Below are 21,468 nucleotides of genomic sequence, written 5' to 3'. Positions count from 1 at the left end.
CGATGAGCCTCGAAGTCCTTCTCATCCCCATCGGCATCGCCGCGATTGCGGCCATCCGGGAAGCCAAAAGCACTGACCTGTGCGAAAAATGCAAGACAACCCGGATCACCGACCAGCAACTCCTCCAGGACGCCTTGGTGGCGATGGGCGCCACCGAACTGAGCGTGGCCGATGGCCGGGTCACCGGCAACAGCCCTTACGGCCGGATCACTTTCCAGCGAATTGGAGAGACCTTTCTGGGCCGGGTCGACAATGACGAGGACCAGACCGGAAACATGCTGGCCGCGCTGGATGTGAGTGTCGGCGCCTTGCTGCAGCAACGCACCATCGACTCGCTCCACGCCCGCGCCGCGGAGATGGGCATGGTCCTTGTCTCGCAAACGGCCGCCAACGGCGAAGTGCAACTCGTCTTCGAACAGGGGACATGATGCGGAAGAAAATTATCACCTTCACCGTCGCAGCGACCGGCGCCATCACCGCCGAAGCCCACGGTCCCGGGCCAAGTTGCGCCGATGAACTCGCCGCCATCCAGGCCCTGCTGCCCGACGCCGTCATTGCCGATTCCCGCCTGACACCAGCGTATTTCCAAGCAGCGACCTCCGATGCAGTAAGTCACCATCAGTACGAAAAGGACAACGGACGATGACACCCGAAGAAAAACTCTGCTCGCGCTCCTGGCGCATGCGCAACAGCGCAGGGATCCTCTGGAGCATCCTTTCCTTCGGGCTCCTTACCGGCGTCGGGTTCCTCATCCGGGGCGCGAAGTCCAAGGACAAGCTCTTCATCGGTCTCGGTGTCGGGTTCCTCATCGTCGGGATCGGGTTGTTCGTCTCCGTAGGAATGTTTGACGCCGGCACGAAGGAAGCGCCCATTCGCTCCACGGCCAGCACCATCTGGGGCTGGGTCTGGTTCACCTCGTTCATTGGCGGCATCGTCACAGCGGTCGTCACCAACAAGAAATGGCTTCTCTGGAGAGCCCACACCCCGGACACTAAGTGGTATGCCCAAGCCGGGGCCACGCAGCAGCAGACACCCGTTTCCCCTGCCCAGGGCTACGATCCGAACGCGGCGGCAGCAGCTTTCGCAGCGCCGTCACCGGCGGCCACCTACACGAATTCCGCTCCCACCCAGACGGGCAGCATCGACGTCAACGCTGCCTCCGCACAGGAGCTCGTGGGCAGCTTGGGAGTGGACGCCGACACGGCTAACCGCATCATCGCTACACGGCAGCAGATGGGATCCTTTTCCTCTTTCGAGCAGCTCGTGGCCAAGGCCCAGGTCCCGCCGCACCTGTTGATCCCGCAGCGGGGGAAACTCACGTTCGGCACGGACCAGAACGTTCCCGGCACCCCACCTGTCCAACCCACACAGCAAGCCCCCCAGGCCTCCCGGCGGCTTGATCTTTGACCCCCGCATCGCTCCTGCGCGTGGCCAGAGTGTTGCACGGGACAACAGCCGAAGGCCCCGGACTACGGACAGCCATCTGGTTCCAAGGCTGCAGCATCAGGTGTAGGGGCTGCATCAATCCGCATCTGTTCAGCGCGCATGGGGGAACGCAATTAACGGCCGCGAGCATCATCGGGGACGCCCTGGCATCTGGAGTGGAAGGCCTGACCCTCATAGGCGGTGAACCCTTCGACCAACCCGACGCCGGCCGCGCCCTTGCCGAGGCGGCCCACGCGCAGAATCTCGGAGTCATCGCCTTCTCAGGCTACGAATACGAAACCCTCAGGGACCGGGACCAACCGACCCGGGCATTCCTCGCTGAGGTGGACCTGCTCGTCGACGGCCCCTACCAGGACTGGAACCCCGAAACGGAACGGGCGCTGGTTGGATCCGAAAACCAGCGCTTCATCCACCTCACCGACCGGTACCAAAACTACCGACCGGAGCTCGCCCGGAACAGGATCGACATCCGGCTGCGTCCTGACGGAACGATTGAAGTCGCCGGTTTCCTCGATTCGGACGGACTCATGGACCTTGGCGATGCCACCGCCACCAAGAGGACACATCGACGGGCATGAGTGGCTGAGGAGCGGCGGCGGAACTAGGACCCGTGTCAGACTTTTCGCCCTGGATAAGTAACTAGTCCCACGCATCGAGCATCGTCTGAGACGTGAAGACAGCGATCCCACGGATAAGGTCCGGCCATCGCTCATCAATCCACCCTGCGCGGGAGTCTGCCCCCGAATCAGTCCTCCGGCCAAACGACTTTTTCGCCGAGGGCCGTGAGGAAGGCTGTGAACTCTTGCACGCTCAAGTCCCCATGTTTGGCCGCCCTGGCGATGGTGTCTCGCCGGGACCACAGAAACGTTGTATCGTCTTCCCGCAGGACTGAATGGATACTCATGTCCATCTGTGCCAACGTCGTGACCACCCCGGGTTCGGTGGCGGACCGATCCAGCGCAATGACATCGCAAACTGACTGCCGCTCACGTTCAAATTCCTTATAAGCCAACGATGCGGAGACAAATCCGTGGGTACGGCTGCGGGGACCCAGTCCGGACAACATGAGGGCCATAGGGGTTGGTTCGCCGCCCATCATCCGGTTCAGGCAGTAGCGCCGGTCCGCGGCTGCCTCGGCACATCCTTCCACGATGTGGGGACTGCAGCTGCGGGCCGCGTAGATGCGGGTCGTGTCCAGGGCGCGCAGCTCGTCTGCGGGGAAGACCGAGTCGTACATGCTCCTTCCGTAGATAAGCCGGTCGAAGGGTTTACGGGCACCCCAGTGCTGCTTGATTCGCTTCCTGATGTCCCACGACTGACCGATATAGAATTGCTTGTACTCATCGAAGACCATAATGTAGGCGCCTTCCTTGCCGTCCAGCGCAGGCAAGGACTCCACCGGCTTGAATGTCCGCCCCTTGGCAAGGACATGTTGCAGGGCTGCCTCGAAGTCGCCGCCGTCCAGGGAACTGAAGTAGCCCATGGACAAATCAAAGTTCCGGAGCGCCAGATCCCGCTGCCACAAGAGGTACAGGTCGGAATGCTGAGTGTGTTCCTCGTCCCGGTAACACCATGCCGTGGCTTCCCACAGATGTTCCCCTAGAAGTTCGCGTTTTGGCCGCTGCTTCTGGGCCCGGCTCGGGTACGCGTACATTTCCCGGGTCATCTTGTGCCCGAATTTTGATGCCCGGAGTTTCTCACCGAAGTGCTCCGTGCGCGCGCTGACATTAGCGGGGGTCACCGGGCCACCAGCGCATCGTAGTCACTGTTATGGTGGGCGCCGGTTAACGCTCGGCTGCCCTCACAGTAGGAGGCCATGCTCGACTCCTGTGTCCCGTGATCGAGGGCTTTCCTCATGGCCGAATCCCTTTGGATTCCCTGAACCAGCGGCCTGCAGGGTAAGTTCCCCGAGGGCGTCGTTCGGAGACACCTCTACGATCTCCGGATCATCGCCGTAGAGGATTGGATTCCTGCTCCCCGGCGGGTATTCGATGTGTGTGCCGATGAGTGCGTCATGGGCCGGGTCGCCCTTTGTCAGTACACGGCCGATGAGCGCCTTCTTTGGTCGCTTGCTGGGAATGGTTACCCACTCGAAGCCGGTAGAACCCAATTCCACCACCAGGACAATCTGGCCTTGGTAGTTAAGTGCGGCCCAATGTTGCCCATCGATGCGATTGGCGTCCAGGTTCCAGTCACCGCGGTTGTTCGACCACAGCTGCTCCGGCGTCACCGCGGGATCATACCCGTACCAAGAACGTCCCAGCGGGTCGTCGGTCTGGGCAGTCGTCCTATTGCCCAGCCTAATGTTGATGACCATTGATCGCGTATCACCTAGCTTTCTTCAGTTCCGAGACACCAGAAACACTGCGGGGAATGAGCTGCGCGAACCCTCCCCTGCGGCTCTGTGCTTGGTCTTATCAACATCTAGCATCTATGTGACTTTTACCCCGTCTACTTTGATGTAATAATTCGGCCGCAAATCACAAAGTTGTAATTCAGATACTAGGATCCCGTTGGGTGCTTTCGCTGCACCACGTCCGGGCAACGACTCAGGTTGCCCGATTTCGAAATGGGGAACCGTCTTTATCTAATTACACAACGCCCGGAACGGGCCGATTCAGGGTGCGCAAATCCACGATCATCGTTGGGATCCTCGCCCTGCTCTTTGTTGTCAGTGCTGCGTTTTCCTCCGGCTTCGGCGGAGCGCTGATTATGCTCTCACTCACGGCCCTGCTGACAGGCCTGTACATCCTGGCAACGGGCCGGCGCTCCTGGGCCATGATCCAAGGCGGCCGCAAGGCCGGAGCCATCGTCCTCGCCGGCGCACTCGTGCTCTTCATCGTCGGTGCTGCAGTTTCACCCACCAAACCCAAAGAACCCCTGGAAGCCTCCTCCCCCGCAGTGGAAGCCCAAAAACTTGCGGGCACCGACGCGAGTCCAACCCCGTCGCCTACGCCGACTCCGACGGACACCGGGGCCCCGCTCGACCCCGAAACGACAAACGAACTGGCCAAGACTGCCACGTTCAAGGCACCCCACACACAGCCCGCCTACGCGACCAAGGCAACGGACCTGCTGGCAACCCTTCCGATCAAGGGCAGGGCGCCCAAGACTGGATACGACCGCGATCAGTTCGGGCAAGCATGGGCGGACGTCGACCGGAACGGATGCGATACACGCAACGACACCCTTAAACGCGACCTCACCCAGGTCACCTTCACCAACAGCGTGAAGTGCAAGGTCCAATCAGGGACCCTGGCCGACCCCTACACCGCCAAGACCATCAGCTTCATGCGGGGCTCCAACACGAGCGCTGCCGTACAGATCGATCACGTCGTCGCCCTCAGCGACGCCTGGCAAAAGGGCGCCCAGCAGCTCACCACCGAACAGCGAACAGCATTCGCAAACGACCCGTTGAACCTACAGTCCACTGACGGTCCAACGAACATCCAAAAAGGCGACGGCGACGCCGCAACCTGGCTCCCTCCGAACAAGACCTTCCGCTGCGACTACGTAGCCCGTCAGATCTCGGTCAAGGCCACCTACAACCTGTGGGTCACCCAGGCCGAACACGACGCCATGGCCACGGTACTGGGCGACTGCAAGGACCAAACCGCGCCCACCAACGAAAAAGCCCCCGCACCAACCCCCGTGGCTTCAACCCCGGCAATGGTCACTGAGCCGGCGCCCGTGCAGGCAGCAGTCCCAGCCCCAGCCGACCCGGCACCTGCCCAGGCAGCCGTCCCCGCCCCGGCAGTACAAGCTCCACCCGCACCCGCACCTGCGCCTGCGCCAGCAGCACCAGCTCCAGCCGCCCCCGCCCCTGCACCCGGCGGAGGAGCAACGGCCCTATGCAACGACGGGACGCTGTCCTACTCGGCAACCCACCGAGGGACCTGCTCCCACCACGGCGGCGTAGCGGTCTGGTACAAGTAAGCCCAAGAACGATCGAACGACGGGCAGCCCCCGGGTATACGTAACCCGGGGCTGCCCTTTGGACGAAGTCGCTCCCCTCCGCTGTTCTCGAAAAATCCATGGAATTTCGTTCTGCTCATCCGCCGACGAACCGACCAGCGCCTCAACAGCCAGTAGCGACATCGCACAGCATGTCCCCGTCCTCTATCGCACGTTCCATTACTGGCGGTAGTCGGCGCCGACGGCCGGACGGCCGGACGGCCTTTACTCTGACCACGAAGGAAAACTCATGAAGAAACTCCAGGCGCTCCTCGTCGCTTCGGCTTTCGCGTTGACAGGTTGCGGCACAGGAGCCCAAAGGTCCCCTGCTGCGGCACCTACCACTGAGCCTGTCTCCACGCCGACTCCGGCGGTACTTACCACCGAAGAAGCTGGAAAGGCCTACTTGGCAGCGGTGTGCCCCAGCAACATCCAGGCCAACAAAACCTCCGACGTCGTCCAGGCCGAGCCATTCGACCTGACTGCGTCGAAAACCGAAACGACCGCACTCCGAGATGCCTATCGCACCACCATCGAAAAGCTCACCAGCGAGAAGACCCTTTGGCCTGAGGCCGTCAAAGCCGACGTAGCAGCGCTTACAGAGGTCATGTACGACGACTTAAGCGGCGCCGAAAACGTTGCAAAACAGACAACAGAATCGGACTTCACTTCGGCGTGGAACAGCTGGACCTCGAGCAGGGCCGACCGCCCTGGAACGGCCCAGAAAATCCGGCTGAAACTTGGGCTGCCAGCCGACACAGCCGCAAGTTGCGTCGCTAGCTAGTACATCCCTCTACCTAAGTCGCGCCGATAACAACGCATATGTCGTGTAGGAGCCGGGGCACCTCAGCAGATCGATCAGCGCGACGGCCCTTGAGCAGGGCTGGTGGGTGGAGTTTCTTGGTCAGGCGCGTCGCGGGCCGATGCCCAAAGCAGCGCAAGGCTCACCAGTCCCGTGCGTCTTCTACTCCCGACAAAAGGGCAAGCCGCTCGGCCTCAAGAGGACGACCCAGCTCCAATTCGAACTCATCCATAACGCAGGCAAGCGCGGCGAACAGTTCCTCGCGCTCCTCTGTCTCAATGAAGGGGACCGTCCGTCAAGCCGGTTGAAGGCGCTAGCGTAAGTACGCCCAACGTCCTCCAGCCGTCCCAAGGTGGTCTCGTCTGGCTCGGCAGAGAGTGCTTCGAACACCTCGCTTCGTGCCTTCTTGAATTGCGCCACAACTTTCTTGAACCGACCAGAATTAATGTGCTCCCGCCCGTCCCAGTCACGAAGCGGGTTCTCAAGATTCTCTTGAACCCATTCAGGCTTGCGTGCCTTGGTGATGCTGACGCTTGTGCCGTTAGCCGCCTCAGACCGCCACCGACCGCATCGCAGAGGCGTACTCATGAGGGACGCTGTCTAGGTAGAGGTACTCGAGGTTGGGAATTTCGATAGGAAGCAAGCAGTCGGACTTTGTCATGCCGAACAGGTTGGAGATAAAGAGGTCCCGGAGTTGGCCGAGTTTGTTGAGCATTCCAGCGTTCGTGACCTGTCCGAGGTTGCCACCGAGGGTCAGCCTCGTCAAATTGGGGAAAGGTGGACTCTATCCGAAGACAGTCCACTTCCGACAAGCCGGTTGACTTCAGGCTGCGCACATCACTTTGAACGGGTGCTCCGTCTGCGAGGGCATTAGCCAGGTCCGCGGGGTCATTTCAAGTTCCCCTGGTTCGTTCCAATCACGCTCGCCCCTGTCCCAAGCGCGTTGCCGGGCCAGCTGATAACCAACTGTCCAAATGCTGGTGTAGCTATTCGACGGTTGCTCGTGAATCAGCGGCAAGCTGCCGAGGACGTGAAAACTACCGGGGAAGCACCCAGTCGCAATTGACGTAGGACAACCGGCCATTCCAGGAGTTGTGCGTCAGTACGAGCGGCTCAATAACGCCCAAGTCGTCCGTTGACGATGGCTCTGGACCTGACCAATTCAGGTCCAGGACACCAACCTTTTTCCAATTAGCATCGATACTCGTGATTTGGGCCGCCACCCATTCGCCAAGAAGATCGTTCGGTCCAACGACGATGTCTCCGACACTCAGGGGACGCGGCGGGCCGCCTGTTGTTGTATCTGACACGAGGCCAATCCTACGGACAACCTTGGCGCGGAGTAGGTGTACGAAGTCCGCACCAGCCCACTCTTCCCCCGAACCATCAACCCGTATTCGTGCAAAGGCTCTTTGCACGATTCGCACGAAGAACAGCACTACAGTGCAGCTACCCGCCCTGGCACCACACGTCTCTGGTATCCCAAACCCCCACGTAAACACCCACCCCCTTGACTCCCACCCCCGCCTTCCCTAAACTTTTCATAAAGCAGAATCTAAATTCCACAAAGCGGAAACTGAAGCCAAACACCAAGGCAGCAGCCAAGCAACGGAAGATAGATCCAAGCCCCTCCTCGGAAGGACCTACGATGACGTACACAGTGAACTGCTCCATCCTCCTGACGGAGCTGCCCTTGCTCGAGCGCCCCGCCGCCGCGAAGGCAGCCGGTTTTGACGCCGTCGAGTTCTGGTGGCCCTTCGAAACCTCCGTCCCCACAGACGCACAAGTAACCGAGTTTGAGACCGCCATCAAGGACGCCGGCGTTCAGCTCACGGGCTTGAACTTCAACGCTGGCAACATGCCGGGCGGCGACCGCGGCCTGGTTTCCTGGAAGGGACGTTGCTCCGAGTTTAAGGACAACATCGACGTCGTAGCCGGCATCGGTGAGCGCCTCGGATGCAAGGCCTTCAACGCCCTCTACGGCAACCGCCAGGATGAGTTCACCCCTGAAGAGCAGGACGAACTCGCGGCAAAGAACCTCGCCGCAGCAGCAGAAGGCGTCGCCCGCATCGGCGGCACCGTCCTCCTCGAACCGGTCAGCGGCGCACCCAAGTACCCGCTCCTCACCGCCGAAGACGCACTCAAGGTCATCGCCCGCGTCAAGGCCGAATCCGGCGCACAGAACATCAAGCTCCTCGCCGACTTCTACCACCTGGCAGTCAACGGCGACGACGTCGAATCCGTCATCGAGAACCACGCCAAGGACTTCGGCCACATCCAGATCGCCGACAACCCCGGCCGCGGCGCCCCCGGGACCGGCACGCTCCCCCTCGGCGAATGGATCGCCCGCAGCCGCGAACTCGGCTACGACGGCTACATCGGCCTCGAGTACAAAGAACCGCAGGAAACGGCCTTCAGCTGGGCCATCCGCCAGCGCGCCAACGCCAACTAACGACGGCGGCACTCACCACAACGGCGGCGCTCACCAAATAGCCCGCACGAGTTAAAACACAGACTTTCAGAAAGAGAACCACAATGAGCAACGTTGCAGTCATCGGACTCGGAATCATGGGCCTCCCCATGGCCATCAACCTCGTCAAGGCCGGCCACACGGTCACCGGTTTCAACCGCAGCCAGGACAAGATCGACAAGCTCGTCTCCGAAGGCGGCCAGGGTGCCACCAGCATCGCGGACGCAGTCAAGGACGCCGACGTCGTCATCACCATGGTCCCGGACTCCCCCGATGTTGAGGGCGTAGTCAGCGGTAAGGACGGCGTCTTCGCCAACGCGAAGAAGGGCACCATCTGGATCGACGCATCCAGCATCCGCCCGGACGTCGCCAAGCGCCTCTCCGACGAGGCCACAAAGGCAGGCATCCGCCCGCTCGACGCCCCCGTATCCGGTGGCGAACAGGGCGCCATCGACGCCGTCCTGTCCATCATGGTCGGCGGCGCAGCTGAGGACTTCGAGGCAGCACAGGATGTCCTCAACGCAGTGGGCGAGACCATCGTCCACGTCGGTCCGTCCGGCTCCGGCCAGACCGTCAAGGCAGCCAACCAGCTGATCGTAGCCGTCAACATCCAGGTCCTCGGCGAGGCCATCGCCTTCCTTGAGGCTTACGGCGTAGACACCGACGCAGCTCTGAAGGTCCTGGGCGGCGGCTTGGCCGGCTCCAAGGTCCTTGACCAGAAGGGTCAGAAGATGCTCGACCGCAACTTCGACCCCGGCTTCCGCCTGGCCCTCCACCACAAGGACCTCGGCATCGTCACCTCCGCAGCCCGCGAAGCCAACGTCGCTGTCCCGCTCGGCGCCGTCGTCGCCCAGCTCGTCGCCGCAACCGTCAACCAAGGCGACGGCGGCCTCGACCACTCGGGCCTCTTCAAGCAGGTCCTCCAGCTCAGCGGCCGGAAGTAACCAGCCCCCACGGCAAAGAGTTTGTGTACAGGTAACGCCCGGAAAACACCTTCTAGAAGGCGTTATCTGTACACAAACTCGCTTCAGCACACCCAAAAACAGACTTCAAGGAGTACACCATGGCTAAGATGCGCACCGTTGACGCGGCAGTCGCCATCCTGGAAAAGGAAGGCGCCACCGAGGCTTTCGGCCTGCCAGGCGCAGCGATCAACCCCTTCTACTCAGCAATGCGTGCCCACGGCGGCATCCGCCACACGCTGGCCCGCCACGTTGAAGGCGCCAGCCACATGGCTGACGGCTACAGCCGCGCAGCTGATGGCAACATCGGCATCTGCATCGGCACGTCGGGCCCCGCTGGCACGGACATGATCACCGGACTGTACGCAGCCCAGGCTGACTCGATCCCGATCCTCTGCATCACCGGCCAGGCACCCGTTGCCAAGCTGCACAAGGAAGACTTCCAGGCCGTGGACATCGAGTCCATCGCCAAGCCGTTGACCAAGTTCGCCATGACCATCCTGGAGCCGGGCCAGGTTCCCGGCGCGTTCCAGAAGGCGTTCCAGCTGATGCGCTCGGGTCGTCCGGGCCCGGTTCTGTTGGACCTGCCCATCGACGTTCAGATGGCCGAGATCGAGTTCGACATCGATGCCTACGAGCCCCTGCCGGTGGAAAAGCCCAAGGCTTCCCGCAAGCAGCTCGAAAAGGCACTGGACCTGCTGACCGCAGCCAAGCACCCGCTGATCGTTGCCGGTGGCGGCATCATCAACGCCGGCGCTTCGGCCCAGCTGGTTGAACTGGCCGAGATCCTGAACGTTCCGGTTATCCCCACCCTGATGGGCTGGGGCGCCATCCCGGACGACCACCAGCTGATGGCCGGCATGGTTGGCCTGCAGACCTCGCACCGTTACGGCAACGAGACGTTCCTGCAGAGCGACTTCGTCATCGGCATCGGCAACCGTTGGGCCAACCGTCACACCGGCGGTCTGGACACCTACACGGCCGGCCGCAAGTTCGTGCACATCGACATCGAGCCGACGCAGATCGGTCGCGTGTTCTCGCCGGACTTGGGCATTGCGTCCGACGCCGGTGCGGCGCTGGACGGTCTGTTGGAGCTGGCACGTGAGCGTCAGGCAGCTAAGTCCCTGCCGGACTACTCGGGTTGGGTTGCCGAGTGCCAGGAGCGCAAGGGTTCCCTGCACCGCAAGACCAACTTCGACAACGTGCCCATCAAGCCGCAGCGCGTGTACCAGGAGATGAACAAGGCCTTCGGCCGCGACACCACCTACGTGTCCACCATTGGCCTGTCGCAGATCGCCGGCGCACAGATGCTGCACGTGTTCGGTGCCCGCAAGTGGATCAACGCCGGCCAGGCCGGCCCGCTGGGTTGGACCGCTCCGGCAGCACTCGGTGTAGTGAGGGGCACCCCGGACGCCACCGTTGTTGCCCTGTCCGGTGACTACGACTTCCAGTTCATGATTGAAGAACTGGCCGTAGGCGCACAGTTCAACCTGCCGTATATCCACGTTGTGGTGAACAACAGCTACCTGGGCCTGATCCGTCAGAGCCAGCGCGGCTTCAACATGGAACAGAACGTTTCCCTGGCTTTCGAAAACATCAACTCCCCCGAGACCAACGGCTACGGCGTTGACCACATCAAGGTTGCCGAAGGCCTGGGCTGCAAAGCCATCCGCGTTGAGGACCCCAACGACCTGCCCGCCGCTTTCGACAAGGCCAAGGCATTGATGGGCGAGTTCAAGGTTCCCGTGGTGGTTGAAGTGATCCTGGAAAAGATCACCAACATCTCCATGGGCGTTGAGATCAACGGCGTGAACGAGTTCGAAGAGCTGGCAGAGACCGCGGCGGACGCACCCACCGCGATCCTGGCCAAAGCGTAAGTAAGTAAAGGAAGGAGGCACCGGAATGCGTGTTGTCATCGCCCCGGACAAATTCAAGGGCTCGCTGTCCGCGCCCGACGTCGCCGAGCACCTGGCAACAGGCCTGCTGGCAGGCTTCGGCCACGGCATTGAAGCAACACTCATTCCGGTGGCCGACGGCGGCGAAGGAACCATCGACGCCGCTATCGGCTCCGGCTTCACCCGCCGGACTACCACCGTCACCGGCCCGCTCGGCGAGCCTGTGAAGGCCGACTTCGCGGTGCGGGACCAGGAAGCTGTCATCGAAATGGCGGCAGCTTCCGGTCTCGCCCTCCTGCCGGACGGCCCCACGTCGCAGACGGCCAAGCAAGCCACCAGCATCGGCACGGGCGAACTCATCCGCGCCGCGCTGGACCTCGGCTGCCGCAAGATCATCCTGGGTGTGGGCGGCAGCGCCAACACCGACGCCGGCGCGGGTGTCCTCCAGGGCCTGGGCGCCGTCTTCCTGGATAAGAACGGCAACGAGCTCCCCGGCGGCGGTGCCGCTTTGGCACAGCTGAACACCATCGACTTCTCCAACTTCGACGTCCGCGTCGAAGCAACAAAGTTCGTGTTGGCGTCCGACGTCGACAATCCCCTTCTGGGGGCCAGCGGAGCCCCAGCCATCTTCGGTCCGCAAAAAGGCGCGACGCCGGACGACGTCACCGAACTGGATGCCGCAGCAAGCCACTTCGTCGACGTCCTCGCAGCCACCACGGGACAACATGCCAAGTACGCCGCCAAGGCAGAAGGCGCTGGAGCCGCAGGCGGCGTTGGCTACATTGCCATCGCGGCACTGAAGGCAGAGCGGCGGCCGGGCATCGACGTCGTGCTTGAATTCACTGAACTCGAGCGCAGGCTCAAGGGCGCCGACCTGGTGATCACCGGAGAAGGCAGCCTGGACGAGCAAAGCCTGCTCGGCAAGACGCCCATGGGTGTCTCGCGGGCGGCACAAAGGGCCGGGGTTCCCGTGATCGCAGTGTGCGGCCGGAGTACCCTGAGCCGGGAACAACTCACGGATGCCGGCTTCCACACGGTCCACGCACTGACCGATCTGGAAAAAGATGTCCAAAAATGTATCGCTGAAGCAGGTCCGTTGCTTGAACAATTAGGTAAGCACATAGGCGTGTACCTGGCGGAACGGACCGAAAACAAGGAGTACCTCAATGTCTGAAGCAATCGGCGCCTATGACCTCGTTATCCGGGGCCAGCGCATCCTGACCACCGCCGGCCTCGCAGCCCGCGAAGTTGGCATCCGCGACGGCGTCATCGTCGCCATCGAACCCCTGGGCAACGGCCTGACGGGCAACGAGGTCATCGAACTCGCAGACGACGAAACCCTCATCCCCGGCCTGGTGGACACCCACGTCCACGTCAACGAGCCCGGCCGCACCGAGTGGGAAGGCTTCGCCTCCGCCACCCGTGCCGCAGCAGCCGGTGGCGTGACCACCATCATCGACATGCCACTGAACAGCATCCCGCCCACCACCACCGTGGACGGTCTGGAACAGAAGCGCGTTGTCGCCAAGGACCAGGCGTTTGTGGACGTCGGATTCTGGGGCGGTGCCATCCCGGGCAACAAGGGCGACCTCCGCCCGCTGCACGACGAAGGCGTCTTCGGCTTCAAGTGCTTCCTCCTGCACTCCGGCGTGGACGAATTCCCGCACCTGGACGCGGACGAGATGGAAGAGGACATGAAGGAGCTCAAGTCCTTCGACTCCCTCATGATCGTCCACGCCGAGGACTCCCACGCGATCGACCGCGCCCCGCACCCGGGCGGCGACCACTACGAGACCTTCCTGGCTTCCCGTCCCCGCGGCGCCGAGAACAAGGCCATCGCCGAGGTCATCGAACGTGCCCGCTGGACCGGCGCCCGCGCCCACATCCTGCACCTCTCCTCCTCCGACGCGCTTCCCATGATCGCCTCGGCAAAGCGCGACGGCGTCAACCTCACCGTTGAGACCTGCCCGCACTACCTGACGCTCATGGCCGAAGAAATCCCCGACGGCGCCACGGCCTACAAGTGCTGCCCGCCCATCCGCGAGGCCTCCAACCGCGAGCTCCTCTGGAAGGGCCTGCAGGACGGCACCATCGACTGCATCGTCTCGGACCACTCCCCCTCCACACTGGATCTGAAGGACCTGGAAAACGGCGACTTCGCAGTGGCCTGGGGCGGCGTTTCCTCGCTTCAGCTTGGCCTGTCCCTGATCTGGACCGAAGCCCGCCACCGCGGCATCCCGCTGGAACAGGTGGTTTCCTGGATGGCTGAGAAGCCTGCCGCCCTGGCCCGCCTGCACAACAAGGGCCAGCTCGCCCTGGGCTACGACGCCGACTTCTCCATCTTCGCTCCGGACGAGGCCTTCGTTGTGGACGTCACCAAGCTCAAGCACAAGAACCCGATCACGCCGTACGACGGCCGTCCGCTGGCCGGCGTCGTCCGCAAGACGTACCTGCGCGGCACCCCGATCGACGGCCAGAACCCCGGCGGCAAGCTGCTCCGCCGCGGCAACGTTTAGGTCCACCGCCATGGCAGTCAATGCCTACGGGCCGCCCCCGTCGCGCGGTTCTTCCGCGCGGCGGCCCGGCTTGAACGCGCGCGGCCTGGCACTTTGGGTCAACCCGGCCGAGGGCGACGAGATCGATCCTGAGGTCTGGGAGCGGGCAGCACGACTGGTGCTGGCCCGTGCCATGAAACTTGCCCCGGAGGCGGAAGTCCGCATCTGGCCCGCCATCGGGGCACAGCACTCCGGCGTCGGCGACACTTCCTGGGGCGGCACTCCGCAGGAAGCCGCCGACGCCGGTACCACCTCTGGAGGGACGAGCGCTCTTTCGCTCGCCGAAGCCCTCGCGGAAGCCCGTTCCACGACCGGTTCCGACGGCGGCGACGGCGCCCCAGCGGGCGGCAGCACCGCCGTCGAGCCCGTAACGTTGGCGAGCCGCCGCAGCCAACTTGCGGTGGACCTCGCCGCTGAAGTAGTGCTGCTGGACGGCGAGCCCGTGGCCTTTACTGGCATGGAATACAAGCTGCTCCGCTACCTCGTGGTGAACTGCTCACGGGCCATCAGTCGTGAAGAATTGCAACGTTTCCTGGAGTCATTTGACCTTCCCGGCGCGGCATTTCGCTCGATCGACGTTTATGTTGGAAGGGTGCGGCGGAAGCTAGGCTCCGCCCGACACACCGTCGCCACCGTCCGTGGTGGCGGCTACCAGTTCGTGCCAGGGCCCTATGCCACAGTGCGCGGACCTGCGGAATACAGCATCTAAGTTCGCTGTTCTGTCTTCTAGACAATCCGTTTTTTGAATGACCAATGCCGGCCGTTTGCCGGTGAAACGTAAAGGATCGCCATGACCCAGAAACTCCTCGTCGGAACGCAAGCACCTGACTTCGCGCTGCTCGACGCCGACGGCACCAAGGTCTCGCTGTCCGACTACCGCGGACGCAACGTCATTGTGTACTTCTACCCGAAGGCAGCCACCCCCGGCTGCACCACCGAGGCCTGCGACTTCCGCGACAACCTCGCCAGCCTGCAGGGCAACGGCTACGACGTCATCGGGATCTCCCCGGACGCTCCGGAAGCACTGTCCAAGTTCACGGGTGAATTCGCCCTGACCTTCCCGCTGCTCTCCGACGAAGACCACAAGGTTGCACTGGCCTACGGAGCCTGGGGCGAGAAGCTGGTGGACGGCGAAATCGTCGAAGGCCTGGTCCGCTCCACCGTTGTCCTCGACGGCGAAGGCACTGTGAAGCTCACCCAGTACCAGGTCAGCGCGCAGGGCCACGTCCAGGCGCTCAAGGAAGAGCTGGGCGTCTAACCCTCTCTCACATCCCACGCGTCTGAGGGAATCCCTCTCTCACATAACTGAACAAATCCTGTAACGCCCGCTCACTTAACGTGAGCGGGCGTTACATATGTCTTGACTAAACGTGACAAAAGCCCGGCCGCATTAGTTAATGGAGCCATGGTCTCCCCAACACCTGTACGCCACGCTGTAGTCGTCGAAGATGACGCCGACATCCGCGGCCTCCTCGTCCTGGTCCTCGAGCAGCTCGACTTCGTGGTGACCGAGGCGCCCGACGGCCTCTCCGGCGTCGAAGCTGTCCGCACAACCAATGCCGAACTCGTAACCCTGGACGTGAACCTCCCGGACATCGACGGCATGGAAGTTTGCCGCCGCCTCCGCGAATTCTCGGACGCCTACATCCTGATGCTCACCGCCCGTGCCGATGAGATCGACCGCCTCAACGGTCTGGACACCGGTGCCGACGACTACATCAACAAGCCCTTCAGCCCCAAGGAACTCCAGGCACGCATCCGCGCCCTGTTCCGCCGGGCGCGGACGCCCGCAGCTCCCGCCGAGGATCCGCACCAAAGCGACGAACTGGAGCGCGCGGCTGTGGTGCAGCACAGCCTCCTCCCCCGCGAAACAGTTCGGCTGGAGGGATACGACGTCGCTGGCGCCTTCCGTCCGACGCGCAGCGTGGGTGGGGACTTCTACGACTGGTACCAGACACGCGACGGCATGCACCTGACCTTCGCTGACGCGATGGGCAAGGGGATGGGGGCCGCGTTGATCGCCGCCACCGTCCGCGCCGTGATGCGGTCCGTTGCCGACACCCCCGCCATCTTTGACGCCTTCAGCTCTGCAAGCACCACCATCGCCTCCGACCTCGACCAGTCCGGCTCCTTCGCAACGATGTTCCACGCCCGGCTGGACAGCGCGTCCGGAAAGCTCAGCTATATCGACGCCGGTCATGGACTCGCACTGCACATTCCGGCTGAGGGAGCGGCGCAGAGGCTCGTATCGGCAGGCCCGCCCGTCGGCATCCTGGACGGACAGCACTGGCCGGCCTCGGAACTGGACCTGGAGCCGGGAGACTCGCTGGTGATTGTCAGCGACGGCGTGCTGGACGCCCACGACTCCCTGGAGGACTTCATGGTGAACGTGGAGAAAGCAGCCCGCAGCGGAGACACCTCGGAGGACGTTTGCGCCGCCCTGCTGGAGTTGGCACCGGCGGCTACAGCGGAAGACGACGTAACCGCCGTCGTCGTTCGCCGTAAACCTGACGCAACGCACTAAGGCCACAAAGGGGGGATTGTGACACGTTTCTGGACGCGGCTTTTCGTTGTCCTCACGGTCATTCTGGGCGTCAATTACGTTGCCTGGCGCTGGCTGGCGTCACTGAACTGGGAGGCGTGGTGGATCGCCGTTCCGTTGGTGATTGCCGAGACGTACAGCCTCATTGACGTGATGCTGTTCGGGCTGACGGTGTGGAACCTGAAGATCCGCAAACCACCACCCCCGGCGCCTGACACCGCCACCGTGGATGTCTTCATCACCACCTACAACGAACCACTGGACCTGGTGATGACCACCGCCTTGGCCGCGAAGGACATCCGCTGGCCGCACAGCACCTGGATCCTGGACGACGGCGACCGCCCCGAGATGCGCGAACTGGCCGAGTCGAATGGCATTGGCTACGTGACGCGAGGCGCCGACTGGACGCCCGACATGCCGCGGCACGCCAAAGCCGGCAACCTGAACAACGCGCTCATGGTCACCTCAGGCGAGTACCTGTTGATTCTCGACGCCGACCAGATCCCCGAACCGGACATCCTGGACAAGACGCTGGGCTACTTTAACGACGACCGCGTAGCCCTGGTCCAGACTCCGCAGTACTTCATCAACGTCCCTGCCGACGACCCCCTGGGCAGCCAGGCACCCTTGTTCTACGGACCCATCCAGCAGGGCAAGGACGGCTGGAACGCAGCGTTCTTCTGCGGATCCAACGCGATCCTCCGCCGGGAAGCCCTCATGCAACTGGGCCTGGTGGGCTATGTCAAAGCCACGGAAAAGAGCGTCCGCCGGGCCCTTGCCGCATCCCGCTCCGCCATCAAGAAGGCACGGCGTTCGGACGAAGCCAAAAACCCGCTGGTGGAGCAGATGCTCAACCAGGTTGAGGCCGCCACGGAAACCGCCCAAACCGAGCTGGAGGCCGGGGCCTCCCTCAGCGAGATCACGTACCGCGTACGCCGCAAAGTGGACGACGCCGTACGCACCCTGGTGGCCGCCGACTTCTCCGCGCTGCAGGCCGACCTCGAAGAGATCGCCGCGATGGAACTTGCCCACGTCGGCGAGGGAGGCGTCACAACTGTGGCGACTGACGCCGTCGACCGTATGTCCGGACGCGACTGGTCGCCGCTGGGTGCGCTCGAATCCGTGCACGCCGTCCTGGACGCCATCTCCGTGGAACGCACCGACGAAGCCCAGCCCATCATGCCGCTGGCCACCATCTCCGTCACCGAGGACATGGCAACGGCAATGCGCATCCACTCCCTCGGCTGGAAGAGCGTGTACCACCACGAAATCCTGGCCAACGGCTTGGCACCGGAGGACCTCAAGACCATGCTGACCCAACGCCTTCGCTGGGCCCAGGGCACCATGCAGGTACTCCTTCGCGAAAATCCGCTGGTCCAGCGCCGGCTGACGTGGGGCCAACGGCTCATGTACTTCTCCACCATGTGGAGCTACCTCAGCGGCTTCGCGGCCGTGGTGTACTTCGCCGCGCCGATCATCTACCTGACGCTGGGCATCCTTCCGGTCAGCAGCTTGAGCTACGACTTCTTCATCCGCTTCATCCCGTTCATGGTGGTGAACCAACTGCTGTTCGTAGTGGCCGGGCATGGGATCCCCACCTGGCGCGGGCAGCAGTACAGCCTCGCGTTGTTCCCCACGTGGATCAAGGCCTGCACGACGGCGGCACGCAACGTGTGGTTCGGCCGTCCCCTAGGGTTCGCGGTCACCCCCAAGGCGCGGCAGAGCGGCGGGCCGAGTTGGAGCCTTATCCGGCCGCAAATCATCGTGGCCGTGCTGCTTGCAGTGGCTCTGGTTGTGGGGATTATTCGGCTTCTTGCCGGGATGTCCGAGCCGCTGGGGACACTGGTAAACGTGGCCTGGGTGGCGTTCGACCTTGTGGTCCTGAGCGTGCTGGTCAAGGCAGTTTTGTACAAGGGTTTTGTGCCTGAAAATGGGCCCGAGCATGGTGGGCCGGAACGCCCGGAGGAAAGGAATGCAGATGCAGTTTAGCTATGAGGTCAAGGACTCCTACGCGGAGGTGAAGAGCGTAGGCCGGCTGAACATGGTGGCCGCGCCCAAACTGCGCGAGGTAGTGAATGAGGTTGTAGCCAGCGGTTCAAGCCGCGTGGTGGTCAACTTGGCCGAGACGGACTTCATGGACTCCTCCGGCCTTGGAGCCCTCATCGGTTGCCTCAAAGCAGCACGCCAGGCCGGCGGTGACCTCCGGATCGCCGGTGTCCAGCCGCAGGTCAAGATGGTCCTGGAACTGACCAACATGGATCGGGTTCTCACTGCGTACCCCTCGGCCGAGGAGGCGTTCGGAGATGACTGAGGTTGTAGCCCGGCGCGGTTTCCATGGCCCGTCCAACGACGACGCAATCGAGGCCATCCACAATGAGCTGGACGGCCTGTGGGACGATGCCTCCTTCGTGCCGGACATGGACCGGATGACGTTCGCCACCGCAGTGATCGAGGCAGCGGCCAACATTGTGCAGCACGCCCTTCCGGTGGCGGAGAAGCCCGTGGAGATCGACGTCGACATCAGCGTCCGTCCCACCCGGCTAGTGGCGAGGGTCAGCGCGTTCAACGCCCGCGAACCGTTCGCCAACGACATGCAGGCTTCCATGCCGGACGAAGACGCCGAGTCCGGGCGTGGGTTGGCGCTGATCGAGGCCTTGGTGACCACAGTGACGTTCGAACGCCAGGACGGCACGAACACCTGGATCCTGACCCGCAACACCTGACCTCTCTCACATCCCACCCCCTCCCCGCCCGTCCCTCTCTCACATCCCACCCCTCCCCGCCCGTCCCTCTCTCACATCCCACCCCTCCCGAGGGGTGTTCTCCCCATCGTCAAGCGCAACCCAGCGTGACAACATTCGGTGAGGACCGCCGTCGAGCACTAACTGAAACTGGGGACCACATGAACCGCCGCATGCACCGAAAGCCTTGGGCGCTGGCTGCTGCCCTGTTGGTGGGGGCCGTCGCTGCGGGCTGCGGCAGCACGCCCGATGGACCCACCCGGGAACCCAGCAGCCCGCCTCCCGTCACCGCCAGTCCGGCTCCCCTCGCGGAAAGCAAAGCAAAATATGACTCCCTGCGCGCTGACCTCGTTGCCGCATTGGAGCAGCAGATGCCGGACATCACCTGGTCTGTGGATGATCCGGCACGCATGAGCCGCACTCAAGACGGCAGGTGCGTGTTTTCCCCGCAGAGCATGAAAAGCAGCGCGGACATTGTGGAGCGTTCAAGGAACTTCGAAGAGGTCTTTACTGCCGCCGATCCCGTCCTCAAGAAGCACGGGTTCCCAGCATTTGACGGCACTGACCCAGTCCCGGGCGGCTGGGTAGTGGCCCGCAGTACGGACAGCGTTGGCGCCACCGTCACCATCCAGTCAAAGAGCCCTGCCTTCCTGGACGTCACCGTTCCGGTGGCCTCCGAGACGTGCGATTCGGACGAGCTATCTCAGGGGGACAAGTAATGCCGGGATTTTATGGTGCTGACATTGAACAGTTGCGGGCTCTCGCCAAGACGATGTCCAGGCACTCAGAAAGAATGACCTCGTTGTCCCTTGAGCTGGGCAACCTCCTCACCAACGCCCGCTGGGATGGCCGCGACGCCGCGACATTTCGGGCTTCCTGGAACTCCGAGCACCGGCCAATGCTGAAAAGATCTCTGCCGAACTGCAGAATCAAGCACGTGAGCTGGAGCGCAATGCGGACCAGCAAGACACCAGCAGTTCCGGTGACTCCGGTTCGGGCGGCTCAGGCAAGGGCGACTCGAACCCTCCCGGCGACCCCGGTCCGCTGGACCCGGACACGCCCGACGTCGATGTTCCCGGCGACGTTCGCGACGATCCCAACGCCGGCGACCCCAGCGACATCAACCAAGGTCAGATTGGCGATTGCTGGTTGTTGGCGGGTATTGGTTCGGTGGCCCAGGTCCTGGAGCGCGAAGGCAAGCTCGATGAATTCCTCGAGGAGCACATGCGTCCCGTGGGTGATCCTCCGACGCACTGGGTGGTCACCCTCTACGAGGACGGCGAACCCGTGGAAGCCACTGTGGAGGCCAAGTCCACCGAGGGCGGCGTCCGCGGTGCCGACGGCGAACCGAACTGGCTTTCCATCTACGAGCGCGCGGCCGCTGAGCACCGAGGCGGCTCCTATGACGACATCGACGGCGGCTTCAGCAACGAGGCCATGGAGCTGATGACCGGCCAGTCCGCCGACAAGGATGGCGAGCTGGACCTGGACGAGATCGAGGACAAGCTCTCGGACGGGCAGGCCATTTCCGTGGGCACCGAAGACGTCAAGGACGACGATTTCGACTGGGTCTGGGAGTCCGACGAAGTCAACCGAACCGATGTGGTTCCCAACCACGCGTACGTTGTGGTTGATGTGAAAACCAACGACGACGGCGAGAAAGTCATCGTCCTCGCCAACCCGTGGGGACCCTCCGGCGGTTACATGGAAGGCGACGACGACCGCAAATCCGGCACGCTGGAATTGACCGAGGATGAGTACAAGGAAAACTTCGATTCCGTGTACTCCGTGGACGTGAAGTAAGGATGGCCGTGGAAAAGCTCGTGACAGTCAAGCAAGGCATGCAGCCCACCTTCGACGGCGTCAAGGTTGGCGTGGTCAAGATCGGCATCGCCGACGGTGCTCCCGCTATCCAGTTCTGGATCCGGACCGCCGAACAACAGCGGAAACAGGCCTTCCGCGAAGGCCAGTCGGTCACCCTGCCGGGCGCTGGCCTGTTGACGGTCACCTCGATCCAACCCGCCGACGGCAACAGAGCGGCCAGCGCGACTTTAACGTACGACGGCGGTCGACTCACCGCTTGAGCGTCGGCGCTGGCAAA

Annotated in this window: 24 protein-coding genes and 1 pseudogene; 20 read left to right on the top strand and 5 right to left on the bottom strand. The window is 63.0% G+C overall.

Annotated features, from left to right (window positions below; translation table 11 throughout):
* Nucleotides 1-2: 2 nt before the first annotated feature.
* Genes FQP90_RS08910 through FQP90_RS08895 form a run of 4 tightly spaced genes read left to right on the top strand, consistent with a single transcriptional unit; the run spans nt 3 to nt 2,024 of the window.
* A complete protein-coding gene (locus tag FQP90_RS08910; RefSeq protein ID WP_144649367.1) occupies nt 3-428 on the top strand; it encodes a hypothetical protein in 426 nt (141 codons plus the stop codon).
* Entirely contained in the window at nt 425-646 is a 222-nt protein-coding gene (locus tag FQP90_RS08905) for a DUF2997 domain-containing protein (RefSeq protein ID WP_144649366.1), read from the top strand. Before FQP90_RS08910 ends, FQP90_RS08905 begins: the two co-directional genes overlap by 4 nt.
* Nucleotides 643-1,407 carry a ComEA family DNA-binding protein gene (locus tag FQP90_RS08900; RefSeq protein WP_144649365.1) on the top strand — a complete coding sequence of 255 codons (765 nt, stop codon included), beginning with the start codon at nt 643-645 and terminating at the stop codon, nt 1,405-1,407. Before FQP90_RS08905 ends, FQP90_RS08900 begins: the two co-directional genes overlap by 4 nt.
* A 20-nt stretch (nt 1,408-1,427) precedes the next feature.
* Nucleotides 1,428-2,024 carry a 4Fe-4S single cluster domain-containing protein gene (locus FQP90_RS08895; protein ID WP_306439399.1) on the top strand — a complete coding sequence of 199 codons (597 nt, stop codon included), beginning with the start codon at nt 1,428-1,430 and terminating at the stop codon, nt 2,022-2,024.
* Between the two features lie 167 nt (nt 2,025-2,191).
* Here FQP90_RS08895 and FQP90_RS08890 read toward each other — a convergent pair whose 3' ends face one another.
* Nucleotides 2,192-3,187 carry a GIY-YIG nuclease family protein gene (locus FQP90_RS08890; protein ID WP_144649363.1) on the bottom strand — a complete coding sequence of 332 codons (996 nt, stop codon included), beginning with the start codon at nt 3,185-3,187 and terminating at the stop codon, nt 2,192-2,194.
* 60 nt (nt 3,188-3,247) lie between these two features.
* Nucleotides 3,248-3,763, bottom strand: coding sequence for a hypothetical protein (locus FQP90_RS08885; RefSeq protein ID WP_144649362.1), 516 nt, complete (start codon nt 3,761-3,763; stop codon nt 3,248-3,250).
* 305 nt (nt 3,764-4,068) lie between these two features.
* Here FQP90_RS08885 and FQP90_RS08880 point away from each other — a divergent pair, with 305 nt between their 5' ends.
* Both FQP90_RS08880 and FQP90_RS08875 read left to right on the top strand, forming a co-directional pair.
* Nucleotides 4,069-5,382, top strand: coding sequence for a GmrSD restriction endonuclease domain-containing protein (locus FQP90_RS08880; protein ID WP_144649361.1), 1,314 nt, complete (start codon nt 4,069-4,071; stop codon nt 5,380-5,382).
* Nucleotides 5,383-5,650: 268 nt separating this feature from the next.
* Nucleotides 5,651-6,184: a hypothetical protein gene (locus FQP90_RS08875; protein ID WP_144649360.1), complete on the top strand. Its 534-nt coding sequence runs from the start codon at nt 5,651-5,653 to the stop codon at nt 6,182-6,184.
* Nucleotides 6,185-6,752: 568 nt separating this feature from the next.
* Here FQP90_RS08875 and FQP90_RS23620 read toward each other — a convergent pair.
* Entirely contained in the window at nt 6,753-6,968 is a 216-nt protein-coding gene (locus tag FQP90_RS23620; protein ID WP_244296622.1) for a hypothetical protein, read from the bottom strand.
* Between the two features lie 271 nt (nt 6,969-7,239).
* The gene (locus FQP90_RS08865; RefSeq protein ID WP_144649359.1) at nt 7,240-7,512 is read right to left on the bottom strand and encodes a hypothetical protein; all 273 of its coding nucleotides are present in this window, start codon (nt 7,510-7,512) and stop codon (nt 7,240-7,242) included.
* 338 nt (nt 7,513-7,850) lie between these two features.
* Here FQP90_RS08865 and FQP90_RS08860 point away from each other — a divergent pair, with 338 nt between their 5' ends.
* From FQP90_RS08860 to FQP90_RS08805, 12 genes and pseudogenes are all read left to right on the top strand, one after another.
* Nucleotides 7,851-8,654, top strand: coding sequence for a hydroxypyruvate isomerase family protein (locus FQP90_RS08860; RefSeq protein WP_144649358.1), 804 nt, complete (start codon nt 7,851-7,853; stop codon nt 8,652-8,654).
* Nucleotides 8,655-8,731: 77 nt separating this feature from the next.
* Nucleotides 8,732-9,616, top strand: a pseudogene (locus FQP90_RS08855) (2-hydroxy-3-oxopropionate reductase); the annotation flags it as partial.
* A 119-nt stretch (nt 9,617-9,735) separates the two neighbouring features.
* A complete protein-coding gene (gcl, locus tag FQP90_RS08850) occupies nt 9,736-11,511 on the top strand; it encodes a glyoxylate carboligase (protein WP_018778735.1) in 1,776 nt (591 codons plus the stop codon).
* Nucleotides 11,512-11,536: 25 nt separating this feature from the next.
* Nucleotides 11,537-12,703, top strand: a complete 1,167-nt coding sequence (locus FQP90_RS08845; protein ID WP_144649356.1) for a glycerate kinase — start codon at nt 11,537-11,539, stop codon at nt 12,701-12,703.
* The gene (gene allB, locus FQP90_RS08840; RefSeq protein ID WP_144649355.1) at nt 12,696-14,045 is read left to right on the top strand and encodes an allantoinase AllB; all 1,350 of its coding nucleotides are present in this window, start codon (nt 12,696-12,698) and stop codon (nt 14,043-14,045) included. Before FQP90_RS08845 ends, allB begins: the two co-directional genes overlap by 8 nt.
* Before the next feature lie 10 nt (nt 14,046-14,055).
* The gene (locus FQP90_RS08835; RefSeq protein ID WP_144649354.1) at nt 14,056-14,793 is read left to right on the top strand and encodes a winged helix-turn-helix domain-containing protein; all 738 of its coding nucleotides are present in this window, start codon (nt 14,056-14,058) and stop codon (nt 14,791-14,793) included.
* Between the two features lie 81 nt (nt 14,794-14,874).
* Entirely contained in the window at nt 14,875-15,342 is a 468-nt protein-coding gene (bcp, locus tag FQP90_RS08830) for a thioredoxin-dependent thiol peroxidase (protein ID WP_144649353.1), read from the top strand.
* Nucleotides 15,343-15,489: 147 nt separating this feature from the next.
* Entirely contained in the window at nt 15,490-16,608 is a 1,119-nt protein-coding gene (locus FQP90_RS08825) for a PP2C family protein-serine/threonine phosphatase (protein WP_144649352.1), read from the top strand.
* An 18-nt stretch (nt 16,609-16,626) separates the two neighbouring features.
* A complete protein-coding gene (locus FQP90_RS08820; protein ID WP_144649351.1) occupies nt 16,627-18,615 on the top strand; it encodes a glycosyltransferase family 2 protein in 1,989 nt (662 codons plus the stop codon).
* Nucleotides 18,605-18,937: an STAS domain-containing protein gene (locus FQP90_RS08815; RefSeq protein WP_089596282.1), complete on the top strand. Its 333-nt coding sequence runs from the start codon at nt 18,605-18,607 to the stop codon at nt 18,935-18,937. Before FQP90_RS08820 ends, FQP90_RS08815 begins: the two co-directional genes overlap by 11 nt.
* Nucleotides 18,930-19,349: an ATP-binding protein gene (locus tag FQP90_RS08810; protein WP_144649350.1), complete on the top strand. Its 420-nt coding sequence runs from the start codon at nt 18,930-18,932 to the stop codon at nt 19,347-19,349. Before FQP90_RS08815 ends, FQP90_RS08810 begins: the two co-directional genes overlap by 8 nt.
* A gap of 191 nt (nt 19,350-19,540) precedes the next feature.
* On the top strand, nt 19,541-20,086 hold the full coding sequence (locus tag FQP90_RS08805; RefSeq protein ID WP_244296620.1) for a hypothetical protein: 546 nt from the start codon (nt 19,541-19,543) through the stop codon (nt 20,084-20,086).
* A gap of 283 nt (nt 20,087-20,369) precedes the next feature.
* Here the strand turns inward: FQP90_RS08805 and FQP90_RS23615 are convergent, their stop codons facing one another.
* Entirely contained in the window at nt 20,370-20,591 is a 222-nt protein-coding gene (locus FQP90_RS23615; protein WP_244296636.1) for a hypothetical protein, read from the bottom strand.
* Here FQP90_RS23615 and FQP90_RS08800 point away from each other — a divergent pair.
* Nucleotides 20,517-21,170, top strand: a complete 654-nt coding sequence (locus FQP90_RS08800; protein ID WP_306439392.1) for a C2 family cysteine protease — start codon at nt 20,517-20,519, stop codon at nt 21,168-21,170. The two genes, FQP90_RS23615 and FQP90_RS08800, sit on opposite strands and share 75 nt — an antisense overlap.
* A gap of 8 nt (nt 21,171-21,178) precedes the next feature.
* Nucleotides 21,179-21,451 (top strand): hypothetical protein, encoded by a 273-nt coding sequence (locus FQP90_RS08795; RefSeq protein WP_144649347.1) that lies wholly within the window; start codon nt 21,179-21,181, stop codon nt 21,449-21,451.
* Nucleotides 21,452-21,468: the final 17 nt, after the last annotated feature.

This window comes from Paenarthrobacter nitroguajacolicus (genome assembly GCF_007786235.1).
Lineage (GTDB): Bacteria > Actinomycetota > Actinomycetes > Actinomycetales > Micrococcaceae > Arthrobacter > Arthrobacter nitroguajacolicus_A.
Note: the sequence above shows the minus strand (reverse complement) of the source record. Positions and strands in the feature narration are given on the sequence as shown.